The organism is Pandoraea eparura (assembly GCF_902459725.1).
In the GTDB taxonomy this organism is placed as follows: Bacteria; Pseudomonadota; Gammaproteobacteria; order Burkholderiales; family Burkholderiaceae; genus Pandoraea; species Pandoraea eparura.
The window spans coordinates 175,850-190,949 of the sequence record NZ_CABPSH010000006.1 but is presented as its reverse complement, the minus strand read 5'-3'; the positions used below and the strand labels follow the sequence as shown (position 1 = coordinate 190,949).

The 15,100-nt window shown below is 66.5% G+C and carries 14 protein-coding genes; 5 read left to right on the top strand and 9 right to left on the bottom strand.

Going from position 1 to position 15,100, the window contains the following annotated elements; all coding sequences use genetic code 11:
- Positions 1 to 28: 28 nt before the first annotated feature.
- Genes hpnH through PEP31012_RS14570 form a run of 3 tightly spaced genes read left to right on the top strand, consistent with a single transcriptional unit; the run spans position 29 to position 3,345 of the window.
- Complete coding sequence (gene hpnH / locus PEP31012_RS14580) at positions 29 to 1,150, top strand: adenosyl-hopene transferase HpnH (protein ID WP_150590041.1); 1,122 nt, start codon at positions 29 to 31, stop codon at positions 1,148 to 1,150.
- The gene (hpnA, locus tag PEP31012_RS14575) at positions 1,151 to 2,146 is read left to right on the top strand and encodes a hopanoid-associated sugar epimerase (protein ID WP_150590040.1); all 996 of its coding nucleotides are present in this window, start codon (positions 1,151 to 1,153) and stop codon (positions 2,144 to 2,146) included.
- Complete coding sequence (locus PEP31012_RS14570) at positions 2,143 to 3,345, top strand: glycosyltransferase (protein WP_150590039.1); 1,203 nt, start codon at positions 2,143 to 2,145, stop codon at positions 3,343 to 3,345. The genes hpnA and PEP31012_RS14570 overlap by 4 nt, the downstream gene beginning before the upstream one ends.
- Before the next feature lie 241 nt (positions 3,346 to 3,586).
- On the opposite strand, the gene PEP31012_RS14565 is transcribed toward PEP31012_RS14570, so the two are convergent.
- The 4 genes from PEP31012_RS14565 to hpnD all read right to left on the bottom strand — a co-directional run bounded on the left by PEP31012_RS14565 (position 3,587) and on the right by hpnD (position 8,589).
- Positions 3,587 to 4,282 (bottom strand): phosphorylase, encoded by a 696-nt coding sequence (locus PEP31012_RS14565; protein WP_150590038.1) that lies wholly within the window; start codon positions 4,280 to 4,282, stop codon positions 3,587 to 3,589.
- 11 nt (positions 4,283 to 4,293) lie between these two features.
- The gene (gene shc, locus PEP31012_RS14560; protein WP_150590098.1) at positions 4,294 to 6,258 is read right to left on the bottom strand and encodes a squalene--hopene cyclase; all 1,965 of its coding nucleotides are present in this window, start codon (positions 6,256 to 6,258) and stop codon (positions 4,294 to 4,296) included.
- A gap of 229 nt (positions 6,259 to 6,487) precedes the next feature.
- Positions 6,488 to 7,741, bottom strand: a complete 1,254-nt coding sequence (hpnE, locus tag PEP31012_RS14555) for a hydroxysqualene dehydroxylase HpnE (RefSeq protein ID WP_150590037.1) — start codon at positions 7,739 to 7,741, stop codon at positions 6,488 to 6,490.
- The gene (gene hpnD / locus PEP31012_RS14550; RefSeq protein ID WP_150590036.1) at positions 7,741 to 8,589 is read right to left on the bottom strand and encodes a presqualene diphosphate synthase HpnD; all 849 of its coding nucleotides are present in this window, start codon (positions 8,587 to 8,589) and stop codon (positions 7,741 to 7,743) included. The genes hpnE and hpnD overlap by 1 nt, the downstream gene beginning before the upstream one ends.
- A gap of 176 nt (positions 8,590 to 8,765) precedes the next feature.
- On the opposite strand from hpnD, the gene hpnC reads away from it, so the two are divergent.
- Positions 8,766 to 9,629, top strand: coding sequence for a squalene synthase HpnC (gene hpnC, locus PEP31012_RS14545; protein WP_150590035.1), 864 nt, complete (start codon positions 8,766 to 8,768; stop codon positions 9,627 to 9,629).
- A 196-nt stretch (positions 9,630 to 9,825) separates the two neighbouring features.
- Complete coding sequence (locus PEP31012_RS14540) at positions 9,826 to 11,004, top strand: NAD(P)H-dependent flavin oxidoreductase (RefSeq protein WP_150590034.1); 1,179 nt, start codon at positions 9,826 to 9,828, stop codon at positions 11,002 to 11,004.
- A 6-nt stretch (positions 11,005 to 11,010) separates the two neighbouring features.
- On the opposite strand, the gene PEP31012_RS14535 is transcribed toward PEP31012_RS14540, so the two are convergent.
- The 5 genes from PEP31012_RS14535 to lhpI all read right to left on the bottom strand — a co-directional run bounded on the left by PEP31012_RS14535 (position 11,011) and on the right by lhpI (position 15,096).
- Positions 11,011 to 11,661: a hypothetical protein gene (locus tag PEP31012_RS14535; protein WP_150590033.1), complete on the bottom strand. Its 651-nt coding sequence runs from the start codon at positions 11,659 to 11,661 to the stop codon at positions 11,011 to 11,013.
- A gap of 80 nt (positions 11,662 to 11,741) precedes the next feature.
- Positions 11,742 to 11,933 carry a hypothetical protein gene (locus tag PEP31012_RS14530; protein WP_150590032.1) on the bottom strand — a complete coding sequence of 64 codons (192 nt, stop codon included), beginning with the start codon at positions 11,931 to 11,933 and terminating at the stop codon, positions 11,742 to 11,744.
- A gap of 81 nt (positions 11,934 to 12,014) precedes the next feature.
- Positions 12,015 to 12,455: a hypothetical protein gene (locus tag PEP31012_RS14525; protein WP_150590031.1), complete on the bottom strand. Its 441-nt coding sequence runs from the start codon at positions 12,453 to 12,455 to the stop codon at positions 12,015 to 12,017.
- Positions 12,456 to 12,563: 108 nt separating this feature from the next.
- Positions 12,564 to 14,012 carry a short-chain fatty acid transporter gene (locus tag PEP31012_RS14520; RefSeq protein WP_174978247.1) on the bottom strand — a complete coding sequence of 483 codons (1,449 nt, stop codon included), beginning with the start codon at positions 14,010 to 14,012 and terminating at the stop codon, positions 12,564 to 12,566.
- 139 nt (positions 14,013 to 14,151) lie between these two features.
- Positions 14,152 to 15,096 (bottom strand): bifunctional Delta(1)-pyrroline-2-carboxylate/Delta(1)-piperideine-2-carboxylate reductase, encoded by a 945-nt coding sequence (gene lhpI / locus PEP31012_RS14515; RefSeq protein WP_150590030.1) that lies wholly within the window; start codon positions 15,094 to 15,096, stop codon positions 14,152 to 14,154.
- Between the last annotated feature and the right edge of the window lie 4 nt (positions 15,097 to 15,100).

The window sequence follows — 15,100 nt, the reverse complement described above, 5'->3', positions numbered from 1 at the left end:
GCATTTCGAATACGAACAGGAGCCGAACGTGGCCATCCCCTTCCTGCAACAGGCGTATGTTGGCGCCTACCTGATGAAACAACGCTTCAAGGGCAACAAGCGCTACCCGCTGGTGCTGATGCTCGAACCGTTGTTCCGCTGCAATCTCGCCTGCTCGGGCTGCGGCAAGATCGACTATCCGGATCCCATCCTGAACCAGCGCGTCTCGCTCAAGGACTCGCTCGACGCCGTGGATGAATGCGGTGCGCCGGTGGTCTCGATTGCCGGTGGCGAGCCGCTGCTGCACAAGGAGATGCCGGAGATCGTCAAGGGCATCATCGCGCGCAAGAAGTTTGTCTATCTGTGCACGAACGCGCTGCTGCTCGAGAAAAAGATCGACGACTACGCGCCGAGCCCGTTCTTTGTGTGGTCGATTCACCTCGACGGCGACCGTGAAATGCACGACGCCGCCGTGTCGCAGGATGGGGTGTACGAGCGTGCCGTGGCCGCCATCAAGCTGGCCAAGTCGCGCGGCTTCCGTGTGAACATCAACTGCACGCTGTTCAACAACGCCGATCCGGAAAAGGTCGCCAAGTTCTTCGATTCGACGAAGGACATGGGCCTCGACGGCATTACCGTGTCGCCGGGCTATGCCTACGAGCGCGCCCCGGACCAGCAGCACTTTCTGAACCGCTCGAAGACCAAGCAACTGTTCCGCGACATTCTCAAGCGCGGCAACGGCGGCAAGAACTGGACCTTCAGCCAGTCGAGCCTGTTCCTCGACTTTCTCGCCGGCAACCGTTCGTACCACTGCACGCCGTGGGGCAACCCGACGCGCACCGTGTTCGGCTGGCAGCGTCCGTGCTACCTGCTTGGCGAAGGCTATGCCAAGACGTACACGGAACTGATGAACACCACCGACTGGGACAAGTACGGCGTGGGCAACTACGAGAAGTGCGCCGACTGCATGGTGCACAGCGGTTTCGAAGCCACGGCCGTGAACGAAACCATGTCGCATCCGCTGCGCGCGCTAGGCGTGGCCCTCAAGGGCGTGCGCACCGACGGCGCGATGGCCGAAGACGTCTCGTTCGCCAAGCAACGCCCGGCGGAATACGTGTTCTCGAAGCACGTCGAGATCAAGCTCGACGAGCTGCGCCGGGCCAAGGCGTAAATGCCGTCGCGGGTCCTGGTCACCGGCGCCTCAGGGTTTGTCGGTTCCGCCGTCGCACGCACGGCGCTCGCGCGGGGTCATGAGGTTCGGCTGCTGGTGCGCGGCACCAGCCCGCGCGCGAACCTCGCCGACCTGCCCGTCGAGGTCGTGGAAGGCGACATGCGCGACGCGGCGTCGATGCAGCGCGCGCTCGCCGGCGTGGATGCCCTGCTCCACGTGGCCGCCGACTACCGGCTCTGGGCCAAGGACCCCAACGACATCATGCGGGCCAATATCGACGGCACGCGCACGGTGATGCAGGCCGCGCTGCGCGCGGGCGTCGGGCGCGTGGTCTACACCAGCAGCGTTGCCACGCTGCGGGTGCACGACGCCGTCGGCCCGGTCGACGAAACTTCCCCCAACGACGAAGCCACGACCATCGGCGTGTACAAGCGCAGCAAGGTCGCGGCCGAGCGTCTGGTCGAGCGGATGATCGCCAACGACGGCCTGCCCGCCGTGATCGTCAATCCGTCCACGCCCATCGGGCCGCGCGACATCAAGCCCACGCCGACCGGACGCATCATCGTCGAGGCGGCACAGGGCAAGATCCCCGCGTTCGTCGACACGGGCCTGAACCTCGTGCACGTCGACGACTGCGCCGAAGGCCATCTGCTCGCCCTCGAGCACGGCCGCATCGGTGAGCGCTACATCCTTGGCGGCGACGACGTGCCGCTGCGCGACATGCTCGCGAGCATTGCGGACATGGTGGGACGCCGTGCCCCGAAGATCGCCCTGCCGCGCTGGCCGCTCTATCCGCTCGCCATGGCGGCGCAAGGGGTTGCGCGCTTCACCGGCAAGGAGCCGTTCGTCACGGTCGATGGCTTGAAGATGTCGCGATACCAGATGTATTTCTCGTCGGAGAAGGCGAAGCGCGACCTCGGCTACACCGCCCGCCCCTACGCCGCAGGTCTGCAAGACGCGCTCGCCTGGTTCGGCGCCGCCGGATATCTGACATGACTGCACTGGCCTGGATCGCGGCGCTGTCGCTGGGTATCTGGATCTATCTGCTGAGTTCGCAAGGCGGCTTCTGGCGCGCGCGTGAGCGCGACGACCACGAGGAAGACCGTCTGCCCGTGCCCGACGTCTGGCCTGCGGTGGCCGTCGTCATTCCCGCGCGCAACGAGGCGGAATCGATCGGACAGGTCGTGGCATCGCTGTGTCGCCAGGACTATGCCGGTCAGTTGCGCATTGTGGTCGTCGACGACCAGAGCAGCGACGGCACGGCCGATCTCGCGCGCGAAGCGGCCGCGCAGGCCACCGCCGACGGCTTCACGCGCCGCGTGGACGTGCTCAGCGGCCAGCCCCTGCCCGGCGGCTGGACCGGCAAGCTGTGGGCGGTGCGCCAGGGGGTCGCGTTCGCGAGCGATCCCGCCACGAACGACGATGGCAAAGCGCCCGATTACCTGCTGCATACCGACGCCGACATCGCGCACTCACCCGAGAACGTACGCCGCCTGGTCACACGCGCGGTGGGCGATGGCCGCGTGCTCGTCTCGCTCATGGCGAAGCTGCGCTGCACCGCGTGGTTCGAGCGCACGCTGATTCCCGCGTTCGTGCTGTTCTTCCAGATGCTCTATCCGTTCGCGTGGGTCAACGATCCGAAGAAGCGCATGGCGGCAGCCGCGGGGGGGTGCATGCTGATCCATCGCGCGTCGCTCGAAGCGGGTGGTGGCATCGAAGCCATTCGCGACGAGATCATCGACGACTGCGCCATGGGACGCCTGCTCAAGCAGCAAGGCGCGATCTGGCTGGGGCTGACCGAACGCGCCATGAGCGTGCGTCCGTACGACAACCTCGGCGAGATTCGCAAGATGGTGTCGCGCACGGCCTATGCGCAGTTGCAGTACTCGCCGGTGCTGCTCGCGGGCACCCTCGTCTCGCTGCTGCTCACGTTCATCGTGCCGCCGGTCATGACCCTTTTTGCAACGGGCATTGCGCAATGGCTCGGCCTCTTCGCATGGATGGCGATGACGCTGGCCTACCTGCCGATGTTGCGCTTCTATCGGCAGCCATCGGGCTTCGGACCGTTGCTGCCGCTCGTCGCCGCGCTCTACACCGCCTTCACGTTCGACTCGGCGCTGCAGCACTGGCGTGGACGTGGCGGCATGTGGAAGGGACGCGCCCAGGCGCGCGGGCAGCAATCGTCGGACGCTTGAGCCGGTACATCCACCGGCGTCTGCCCGAAAACTAAAATGCCATGTCGCTTCGATAGCGTCTTGAGTCCTGCCTCGCCGCGTCGGTACGGCTCCCCCACTGAAGCTTGAACACCTCGTCGTACTTCGCCATGAAAAACAACCCAATGGTCGGATTCGTATCCAACGTTTGGGGTGCCGCTCAACGCGCTGGCATTTTTGTGGATTGTCGTCTCGGTGAGGATGGCGCGGAACGACGCCGCGATCAGATGCCCGCGGACACCGCGCCGAATCCGGCGCCCAGTTCGCGCGCGACGATCTCGCGGCCATGGCGCATCGCCTGTCTGGCGCGGCTGGCGTCTTTTCCTACGCGCAACAGCGCAGGCAATTGAAGGGGATTGGCGGCGAGCGAGCGCAGCACGCCGAGGATATCGGTGGAGCCGTCGCTGCGAAGCCCGGCCAGCGCCGCCGGGGGGAGCGAGCGCTCCGCCGGGTCAATCACCACGCGGGCGGCCACGAACGGCAGTCCGTGCGCCTGCGCCACGCGTGCCACGATGTGCGACTCCATGTCGGCTACCGCCGCCCCGCGCTCGCGCCACAGCGCGGCCTTGTCCTCGGCCGTGACGACGGGGGCCGTGACACCGGCCAGATCGACGCGCAAGGCGTCGGGCATGACGCGACACAGCACATCGGCCCAGCCCACACACGACGCATACGCGTGCGCCTGCCGCGGCATATCGAGCACCGTCTGCGCAATCACCCATTGCCCCGGCGTCACACCGGGCCTCAATCCGCCCGCCGTGCCGAAACTCACCAGCCCACGAGCACCGTTGCGCGCCATCGCGGCCTCCAGGTCTGACGCGAGCGTATTGTTCTGCGCGCAGACCACGACCACCCCGTCGCCGCGTGCAATGTGGGCTTCGAAGGGCATGCCGGTCACCACGATGATGGGCGGAGTCATGAGGGTCGAGATCACATGCCGCACGGTACCGGGCAGTCGTTGCGCACCGTCAGGTTGCGGTAGCGCGCGAGTGCCCACAGGGGGAAGAACTTGCGATAGCCGTGATAGCGCAGATAGAACACGCGCGGGAAGCCCGTCGCGGTGTAAAGGGCTTCGTCCCACAGCCCTTCGTCATTCTGCGTGCTCAGCAGATAGTCGATGCCGCGCTTGACCGCCGGGTCGTCGGCCTTGCCCGCCGCCATCAGGCCAAGCAGCGCCCATGCCGTTTGCGACGACGTGCTCGGTGCCGGCTCGTAGCCCCGATAGTCGAGCTTGTAGCTCTCGCCATCCTCGCCCCAGCCGCCGTCGGCGTTCTGGATCGAGAGGAGCCACTGCGCCGCGCGCGCCATGGCCGGATGCGCCGGCGACAACCCCGCCGCCTGCAAGCCGCACATCGCCGACCACGTGCCGTACACGAAATTCATGCCCCAGCGGCCATACCAACTGCCGTCGGCTTCCTGATCGTCGAGGATGTACGTCAACGCCAGATCGGCCGACGCCTTGCGCTCCGGCGACGGCGGTAATTGCGCGAGCATCGACAGGCATCGCGCGGAGACGTCCACCGTCGGCGGATCGAGCAAGGCCCCGTGGTCCGAGAACGGAATGCTGTTCAAGTACAAATGCGTGTTCTCGGGCTCGAACGCGCCCCAGCCGCCGTTGCTGCTCTGCATGCCGATGACCCACTCCGTGCCACGATCGATCGCGTGACGCATCGGCCGCGCGCTCGCGTCGACCGTGTCGTTCTCGAAGGTGCCGGCCAGCTTCTCGTAGCGATCCATCGCCATGGCGACCACGGCCGTGTCGTCCACATCCGGGTAGTGCGGGTTTGCGAACTGAAAGGCCCAGCCGCCCGGGCGCACGTTCGGGCGGCGCGAGATCCAGTCGCCGCGCACGTCCAGAATCTGCAGCGGAATGAGCCACTTGAGCCCCTTGCCCGCCATCTCGATGGCGCGTTGGTCACCGGTTTCCAGCAGCGCGTGCGCGGTCAGCGCGGTGTCCCACACCGGCGACAGACACGGCTGCACATACGTCTCGTGATCGGCAGGCGTCACCAACTTCTCGACCGACCGGCGCGCAATCGCGCGGCTCGGATGATCTTCGGGATAGCCGAGCGCGTCGTACATCATGACCGCGTTGGCCATGGCCGGATAAATCGCGCCGAGACCGTCTTCCCCGTTCAGGCGTTCCTCGACGAACGCGACGGCACACTGGATCGACTTCTCTCTCAGCTTTTTCGGAAAGTACGGATCCAGTGCCCGCAGCACATGATCGACGCCCGAGAAGCAGGTGAACCAGAAGCGACTCTGGTGCGGTGCCCGCTTGGGCGGGCCGACGTCCTTGGGACTGCCGATGAACAGCTCGTCGATGCCGACCCCTTTGGGGTTGCGCGCGCGCGGACGCTTGGCCTGCAGCACGAGCAGCGGCACGATCACGGTGCGCGCCCAATACGACACCTTCGACAGATGGAAGGGAAACCACTGCGGCAGCAGCATGATCTCGACGGGCATCATCGGCACGGCCTTCCATTCCAGCACGCCATAGAGCGCCAGCAATATCCGCGTGAAGACGTTCGAATGCTGCGCGCCACCGCGCGAGACGATGGCCTCGCGGGCACGCACCATATGGGGGGCGTCGACGGGATCGCCGATCATCTTGAGCGCGAAGTACGCCTTCACGCTCGCGCTCATGTCGAACTTGCCCTCGTGGAACAGCGGCCAGCCGCCGTGCTCGCCCTGGATGCGGCGCAGGTAGACGGCAATCTTCGCTTCGAGTTCGGCGTCGACCGGCTCGGCCAGGTGGTGACGCAGCAGCACGTATTCGGCCGGAATCGTCGCATCGGCTTCCAGTTCGAAGAGCCAGTGACCGTCGTCCTGTTGCAGGTCGAGCAACGCCGTGATCGAGCGGTCGATCCCCGTCTCGAGCGTCTGCGTCGCCATTGCCGTGCTCACCTTCTGGGCAAGCTCGGTATGCAGTTTGATATCCACGGCCGTGGCAGTGGCCGTGCGTCGCGCTTCCTTTTCAGAAGCATCGCGTGTCGTGTCCATGGCATTCTTGCCTATTCAAAGGCGTGTGATCGGCGCGCCGTACGCACCGGTTAAACAGTGTCATTGACGATAGGTGCCGGGTTCTGTCGCCCGGCTCACGCGCGAGACGATTCGACAGGCCTTAGGCGGGGTGCAGCACGTCGGCCGCCCGGTTGCCGCTGCGCAGCGCGCCTTCAATGGTTGCGGGCAGGCCGGTGGCCGTCCAGTCTCCGGCGAGCACGAGATTGCGCCAGCGCGTGCGCGTGCCGGGGCGACGCTTGTCCTGCGCCGGCGTTGCCGCAAACGTGGCGCGCTTCTCCCGCACCAATTGCCACACCGGCATCGGCGCAGCGGGCACCTGACAGGCGCGCGCGACCTCTTCCCAGATGCGCAGCGCGAGCGATTCCCGCGATTCGTCGAGCAGGTGGTCCGCGCCGCTGATCGTCACCGACAACCGGCCGTCGAAGGCGAAGATCCAGTCGCTCACGCCGTTCACCACGCCGATCATCGGCGGGCAGCCCGGCGGCGGCGGCACCTGAAAATGGGCGTTGACGATGGCCCGGTATTCGTCGGGCGTCGTCAGGTCCGGCACCAGCGCCGCCGCCACATTCGGTGGCACCGCCAGCACGACGGCATCGTCCGCCGCCAACGCTTGCGGTCCGTCACCGAAATCGATCGATTCGACGCGGCTGCCGTCCGGCGCAAAGCCCAACGTCCGCACGCGGTGCTGCATCATCACGCGCGCGCCCTTCGCTTCCAGGAATGCCAGCGCGGGCGTGACGAACGACACGTCCAGGCCCTCGCTCGCAATCAGCGGATGACAGGCCTTGCCGCCCGCCGCGAGCGTCTCGCGAATGACGGCGGCCGCCATTTGCGCCGAGCCTTCGGCCGGGTCGGCGTTGAGCACGGCGAGGAACAGCGGGTGAATCAACTTCTGGTACAGCGCGGGCGGGCAACGCATCGCGTCGGTCATGGTCGCGTCGGGACCCGCTCGCAGCAGCGGCGCGAGCGACAGGTAGTCCGACCACTTCGTGCCCGGCACGCGCGCGTTGCTGTCGAAGATCCACCACGGCAACCGCCCTTCCGACAGACGCACCGTCCAGCGCTCGTCGCTCTCGAGATCGACGAACGCGAATTGCGCGCGATCGGGGCCGGTGAGCGTGTGCTCGGCGCCGATGGTGCGCGTAAATTCGCGCATCGTCGTGTTGCCCGAGAGCACCAGATGATTGCCGTTGTCGATCACGGCATTCAACTGCGGGTCGAAGTAGGAGCGGCAACGCCCACCTGCCTGCGGTGCCGCCTCATGCAGCACGACCGGCACGCCACGCGTCGCAAGCCTGACCGACGCGGCCAGGCCTGCCAGGCCGGCGCCAATGACATGAACCGTCCCTGCCATCAGAAGACCATCTGCCGCAGCAACATCAGAATCAGACGCCAGCGCGGTACGCGCACGCGCTCGCGGGGCACGGCAAAGCCGCGCGCAATGAGCTTGTCGAGAATCGCACCGTAGGCCTTGGCCATCACGGCGGGCGCAATAACCACGCGACGCGGATACGACGCCATGATCGCGCGCGCCTTCGCGTAGTGTTCACGGGCTTGCGCCACGAGCGGGGCGCAGGCCCGATCGAGCTGGGCGGCCACGACGCTTTGCGGCGTGGCGTCCACGATGCCGGCCTCGGCCAGCGTTTCACGCGGCAGATAGACGCGGCCGATGCCGGCGTCCTCGTCGATGTCGCGCAGGATGTTCGTGAGTTGCAGTGCGCGGCCGAGATGATGGGACAGCGCGATGCCGTCCGCGTCGGGCATGCCGAACACCTTGACCGACAGACGGCCCACCGCGCTCGCTACTCGATCGCAATACAAATCGAGCGTGGGCAGATCGGGCGCGACGATGGGGCCGCAGGCATCCATTTCCATGCCGTCGATCACGGCGAGAAAGTCGTCGTGCTTCAGGCCGAACTGTTTGACCACGCGGGCAAGGTTCGCGAGCGACGGCGCCGGGCGTCCGTCGTACAGATCGGCCAGATCGCGCCGCCAGGCGGCCAGACGCGCCATGCGGCTCGCCGAGGTGTCGTCGCCGTCATCGGCAATGTCGTCCACGGCGCGGCAAAAGGCGTAGATCTCGAACATACCTTCGCGCTGCGCGGGCGGCAGAATGCGCATGGCAGCATAAAAGCTGCTACCCGACGCCACGCGTGCGCTGCTTGGCTCAGGCGACATTTCGATCGGTTCGGCGACGCTCACGAGGCTCCTCGTCGTGCAGGGGAACGGGGTGACACCACGGAAAAAACTCAGGGGATTCTTGCAAGGAGGGAAGTATACCGGGGATTGGCGCGACTTTCCCGCCAGGATTTGGAACGATAGCATAGAATCTCGGGGCTCTCAGCGCAGCCGCGTTGCCCCATTTGCCCACCCGCCCGATGACTTCCGACGCCAAGATCGAGCATTACGAGAACTTTCCGGTCGCCAGTATCCTGCTGCCGCGCGAGATGCGCGCGCCGGTGGGTGTGATCTACAACTTCGCGCGCACGGCCGACGACATCGCCGACGAAGGCGATGCCTCCAACACCGAGCGCCACGCCAGCCTCGCGGCTTACCAGGCGGAACTCGACAACATCGCCGCCGGGCAGCCCACGTCGCCCGACAGACCGCTGTTCGCGGCCCTTGCACGTGTCATTGCCGAGCATCGGCTTGCTGTCCAGCCGTTCTCCGACCTGCTGAGCGCGTTCGATCAGGACATCGAGGTCAAGCGTTACGCGACGTTCGCCGATCTGCGCGACTACACGCGCCGCTCGGCCGACCCGGTCGGGCGCATCATGCTCGGCCTTTTCAAGCTCGACACGCCCGAGAACATCGCCTGCTCGGACGACATCTGCTCGGCCCTGCAACTCATCAACTTCTGGCAGGACGTGGAAGTCGACTGGCGCAAGGCGCGTGTGTATCTGCCGCAGGACGACATGGCCCGTTTCGGGGTGACCGATGCCGACATCGGCGCGCAGACGTTCGACGAGCGCTGGCGCGCGCTCATGCGCTACGAAGTCGACTTCGCCCGGCGGATGATGCTGCGCGGCGCGCCGCTCGCCAACCGTGTGCCGGGCCGCTTCGGCCTGGAACTGTGTTGCGTGGTGCATGGCGGGCTGCGCATCCTCGAGCGGATCGAAGCCGTGAACTACGACGTCTTCCGTCACCGTCCGCAACTTGGGAAGGCCGACGGACTGCGCGTGTTCCTGCGCGGCCTCGGCATGAAGCTTGGCGGCGTGCCGCCCAAAGCCCGCGCGGGCTGACGTCGGCCCGCAGGCCGCTCGGGTGCTGCGGCGGCTGCGGCGTCACGCCGCAGGCGCCGCGGCGCCCGAGCGCATCCGCGCTTGACCCATCGCAAGACCCGTTCGCGGGGCAGATGCCAGACTGCCCTTTTCGCGTGCGCGCGCCGACACACGGCGTTCTCGCCCGCGTGAGCCAACCAAGACGAACGGAACTGACATGAACGAGCAATGGTTGACGCTGGCCGGCCGCCGGCTGGTGCCGGTGGTGCAAGGCGGAATGGGCATCGGCATCTCCGCCCACCGGCTGGCCGGGACGGTGGCGCGGCACAATGGCATGGGGACGATTGCGAGCATTGACCTGCGCCACCATCACCCCGACCTGCTTGCCAAAGTCGACGGGCTTCACACCTCAGAGGGCAAGAAGGCGGCCATCGAGACGGTCAACCTGATCGCACTCGACCGCGAAATCCGCGCCGCCAAGGCAATTGCCGACGGCAACGGGCTGGTGGCGGTCAATGTCATGAAGGCGGTGAGCGCGCATACGTCGCTGGTGCGGCAGGCTTGCGAGAGCGGTGCCGATGCCATCGTCATGGGCGCCGGGTTGCCGCTCGATCTGCCGGAACTCACCGCGTCGCATCCGGGCGTCGCGCTCATTCCGATTCTGTCGGACTCGCGCGGGGTGAGCCTGGTGTTGCGCAAGTGGATGAAGAAGGGCCGCCTGCCGGACGCCATCGTCATCGAACATCCGGCCCATGCGGGCGGGCATCTCGGCGCATCGCGCATCGAGGAACTGGGCGACGCGCGCTTCTCGTTCGATCGCGTGCTCGCGGAGTGCCGCGAGATCTATGCGACGCTCGGCATCGAATGGTCCCGTGTCCCGCTGATCGTGGCCGGCGGCATTTACCGTCACGAGCAGGTCCGGCATTGGCTGGGCCAAGGCGCGGCGGGCGTGCAGTTGGGCACGGCGTTTGCCGTGACCGAGGAATCGGACGCGCACCCGGCGTTCAAGGCGGTGCTGGCAAGCGCACGGCCGGAAGACATTGCCGAGTTCACCAGCGTGGCGGGATTACCTGCGCGCGCGGTGCTGACGCCTTGGCTGAGGAAGTACCTCTCGCGTGAGACCGCCCTGCAGGCGAAGGCGAAGGTGCGGCAGTGTCTGGAGGGATTCGATTGTTTGCAGGCCTGCGGGCTGCGCGATGGCGCGGCGCGCATCGGGCAGTTCTGCATCGATCTGAAACTCGCCCAGGCCGTGCGTGGCGATGTGGCGCGCGGACTCTTCTTCCGCGGCCGCGACCCGTTGCCCTTCGGCCAGCGCATTCGCCCCGTGGCCGATCTCATGCGTTATCTGCTGACGGGCGAGCGGCCGGAGGACGGCGACACGCCTGTGGCAGCGTAGCCGCGCTTACTTGGCCGGCACTGTGGGGACCGCCGGTGCGGATGGCGCACTGGCGCCGTCATCGTGCGCCGCGCTCGCAGGGCTATCACCACCCGCATCGCCTCCGCTCGCGCCGGCGGCGCGTGCCGCAATACGCCGGTCAAAAAACGCGGCGAGGGCCGGGTCGTTCACCTTGAGATCGAACTGACGGTCGTCGACTGCCGAGAAATAGCCGTCGCACAGATCCGCTTTTGCGCTCTCGGTCGGCTGATCGTCGATGCTGCGGGAATAGACGACAAATTGGCGCTCGACAAGCATCGGCAATTGGTTGCGCAGCAAGTCGTCGAAGCGCGCGCGGGCCTCGGGATCGGTATAGGTCGATTGCAGTTCGGCACGCACGCGCCGGCCCTCGGCCAAATAATCGCGATGCCGCGTCTGCCACGCGCGCAACGCCGCATTCCCGTGCGTTCGGGTGGCCGCACCATAGAGTCCGCACTTCTGTACGAGCCGCTCCAGCACCTCACCGACACCTTCGGGGGACGCTATCGCCGCCCCCATCAATTCGGCATCGTTCTTGTATTGCGGCGGCTGCGCCAGCGCTGCTGCCATATACACGCCTGCCGCCCCCACGATCGCGCCCGCGAACAGGCGTCGCCAACCGCTGCAAAATGACTTCATTGCCTAATGATCGGGATGGCGGGCTCGAACGGCCCCGCTCTCGGAGATATCGCATCGGCCACGACGTCGATGCTTGCATCTTAGCCGAAGTGACGTCCCGAGGTGCCCGCCCGCGACATCTGTCGCTTGGCTGTCCACTCGACTGGCCGACGCGGCAGCCTCAAACCGGTGCCGGACATCACCATGACGCGCACGAACTCCTCCGTCGACACATCGGCAATCGTCTCCCGGTCGTCGTTGATTGCCGCGATCACGCAGATGGCCCCGTGCATCGCTGGCTGCGCCAACGGATGCTGTCGGTATGCCGCCCCGCCGATTCAACGTTGCGGTGATCGCAAGCGGCAGGACGGCGCTTATCGCGATGTCGTCGCCCCGCATTGCACCTGCCCCGACACCGGGTCTTGCTTGCAAGCGGTGGGCCCTTGCTCGTTGAAGTAGATCGCACCCTGCGCGTTGGTGGACGCGCCCGGATATCGACCCTGAGGCACGCGCTGCGGATCCGTCAGCGCCTTCATCTGCATATCGCTCATCGCCGCCGACTCACGCTGGCGCTGCGCCTGCCGCTCGCCGTCCGCCATGCCCTCCCTGAACTGCGCACCGACGCCGCCTGCACCGTCCCGCCGAGGTGCGGGCGGCGCAAACCCCATGCTGGCCGGACCACCCGGCACAGCCTGATTCGATTGGCGGATGCTGTTCAGGTCGCCACTCTGCAAGTAGGACTGCGCGGTCGCGCCACCCGCCACCGATAGCCCTACGGTGGCCAGGCACGCGATCAGCAAGGTTCTGGCTGACATGTTTCAAATCCCCCGTGAATTGCGTAATGACGCTTTTTTTCCCGGGGCACAGTGTAGCGCCATTCACAATCTGCTTCGTCGTCCGACGTTCACGCAACGGCCTGCGCCTCACGGCATGACCGGCGGGTGATACGTCAATGTCTGCGCGAGCAGCCACAGCATGACGATGACCACGGGGAAGTGCACCAGCAATTGTGTGAACGTGTACCCGACGATGTCGCGCGCTCGCAGACCGAGCACCCCCAGAAGCGGAAGCATCCAGAACGGATTGATCAGGTTCGGCAGCGCTTCGGCCGCGTTGTACACCGTGACCGCCCATCCCAGATGTACATGCAGGTCGTTGGCCGCCTGCATCACGTAAGGCGCCTCGATGATCCACTTGCCGCCGCCCGACGGCACGAAGAAGCCCAGCACCGCCGAATACACGCCCATCACGCCCGGGAAAGACGTCTGTGACGAGATCGCCACGAAGAAGCTCGACAGGTGGTGCGAGAGCGTCGCCCCATCGATGCCCGGTGCCTTGGTCAGCAGGTAGGCAATGCCGCCGTAGAGCGGGAACTGGATCAGCACGCCAGCCACGGACGGCACCGACTTCGCGATCGCATCGAGAAACCGGCGCGGACGCCAGTTCAGCAACATGCCCAACATCAGGAACACGAAGTTGTACGTGTTCAGATTCGAGATCGCCTGCAACGGATCCTTCGTCGTGAACTCATGACCGATCCAGAGCACGCCCAGCGCCACGATCAGCACCGTCACGAGCGGACTGTATTCGAGCCAATCCCCCGGACGTTGCGCACGCACGTAGGGCTTTGCCGTATCGTCGAGCGACACGCCAAGGTCGGCAGCGACCGTGGCGCGATCGTCGCGCGGCGCCGAGTAGTACGCCAGGACCACCGACACCAACGTCAGCACGGCGGCAATTGCCATCGATTGCGGCAGGAAGATCGTGTCGGAAAACGGAATGACGCCCGTGATCTCGACCAGCGCCTTCGGCAAGCTCGCCGGGTTGGCCTGCAACTGCGCGGCCGATGAACTCAACCCCAGTGCCCAAGTCGCCCCCATGCCCAGATAGGCCGCCGCGCCCCCGGCCCGATAGTCCATGCGAATGTCGTCGCGGCGCGCAATCGCCCGCACCAGCAAGCCCGCGAACACCAGGCTGATGGCCCAGTTGAACAACGAGAGCACGATGCTCACGAACGCCACATAGGCCACCGCGCTACGACCGCTGCGCGGCAGGGCCGCCATCCTGCGGATAAGCATGGCGGCGGGCGGCGAGACCGCCACCACGTAGCCCGAAATGGCCACGATGGCCATCTGCATCGTGAACGGAATCAGGCTCCAGAAGCCGTCGCCGAACGCCACGCCCACTTTGACGGCCGGCACCCCGATGGCCAGCGCGCCCCCCGCGCACACGATGACGGCGAGCGCCGCGAACAGATAGGCGTCCGGAAACCAGCGTTCGGACCAACGCGTGACCGCCGCCGCCAGACGTTCCAGACGACCGCCGTCTTGCGGCGTCCCCGACATGCTCGTGAGTGAAGTTCCCGGTTTCATTTCGTGCGTTCCCATAGATGTGTAGTGATCGGCACCGCCGCGCCCCGCGATGCTCGCCCCGTGTCGTGCCTGCCCCTGCCCCTGCGATGGCGACGCCGCGCCACCGCCGTTTTCCATCGCCGGTTGCCCCGGTGTCGCGTCAGCCGGACTGCGTCGCCTGCCAGACCAGCATGGCCGCCGCCAGATCCTCCAGCGCCGTGCCCACGGCCTTGAACACCGTGCGCTCGTCATCGCCGCGGCGAGCGCCGCGTTCTGCGCGACACAGGCCGGCCAGCGTGCCGCGCACGTCCTGCGCAGTGAACACGCCTCGCGACATCGGACCCAGCAGCTCTCCCGATTTCGCCAGCGCTTCTTCGGTGTCGACGTACAACGACGCGCCCACAAAGCACGCATCGTCGGCCTCGCGCATCTGCGGCGTGAAACTGCCGATCAGATCCAGATGTACGCCCGGCGCCAGCCAGTCGCCCTGCACCACAGGCTCGGTCGCCAGCGTTGCGCACGTGACGACATCCGCGCCTTCGACGGCCGCCTTGGCGGTGTCGCACACGAGCGCGTCGAAACCCTGCGCATGCAGTCGGTCCGCCAGGCGCGCGGCCGCCTGTGCATCGCGATCCCACACACTCACGCGCGCGATCGGGCGCACCGCGCGATACGCCAGCGGCACCAGCGCCCCCACGCGGCCCGCGCCGAGCAGCGCGAGGTGCGACGCGTCCTCACGCGCCAGATACGACGCTGCGAGCGCCGAGGCTGCCGCCGTGCGTCGCGACGTGATCTCGTTGCCGTCCATCTGCGCAAGCGGCACCCCCGTCGTGGCGTCGTAGAGCAGATAGGTCGAATGCAGCCCCGGCACGCCGCGCCGGGCATTGCCCGGCGCAATGTTGACGGTCTTGATGCCGAGATAACCACCCGGCTGCCACGCCGGCATGACGAGCACGGTCATGGCGTCGTCCGTGTCCGGCTCAGGGATGACGTGCGTGTGGCGCAGCGGCACTTCGCATCCAGTCACGAACAGGCGGCGCAGCGCGTCGAGCAACGGGCCAAAAGCCAATGCCTCGCGCGTGGCGTCAGCGTCGATGAATTTCATGGGT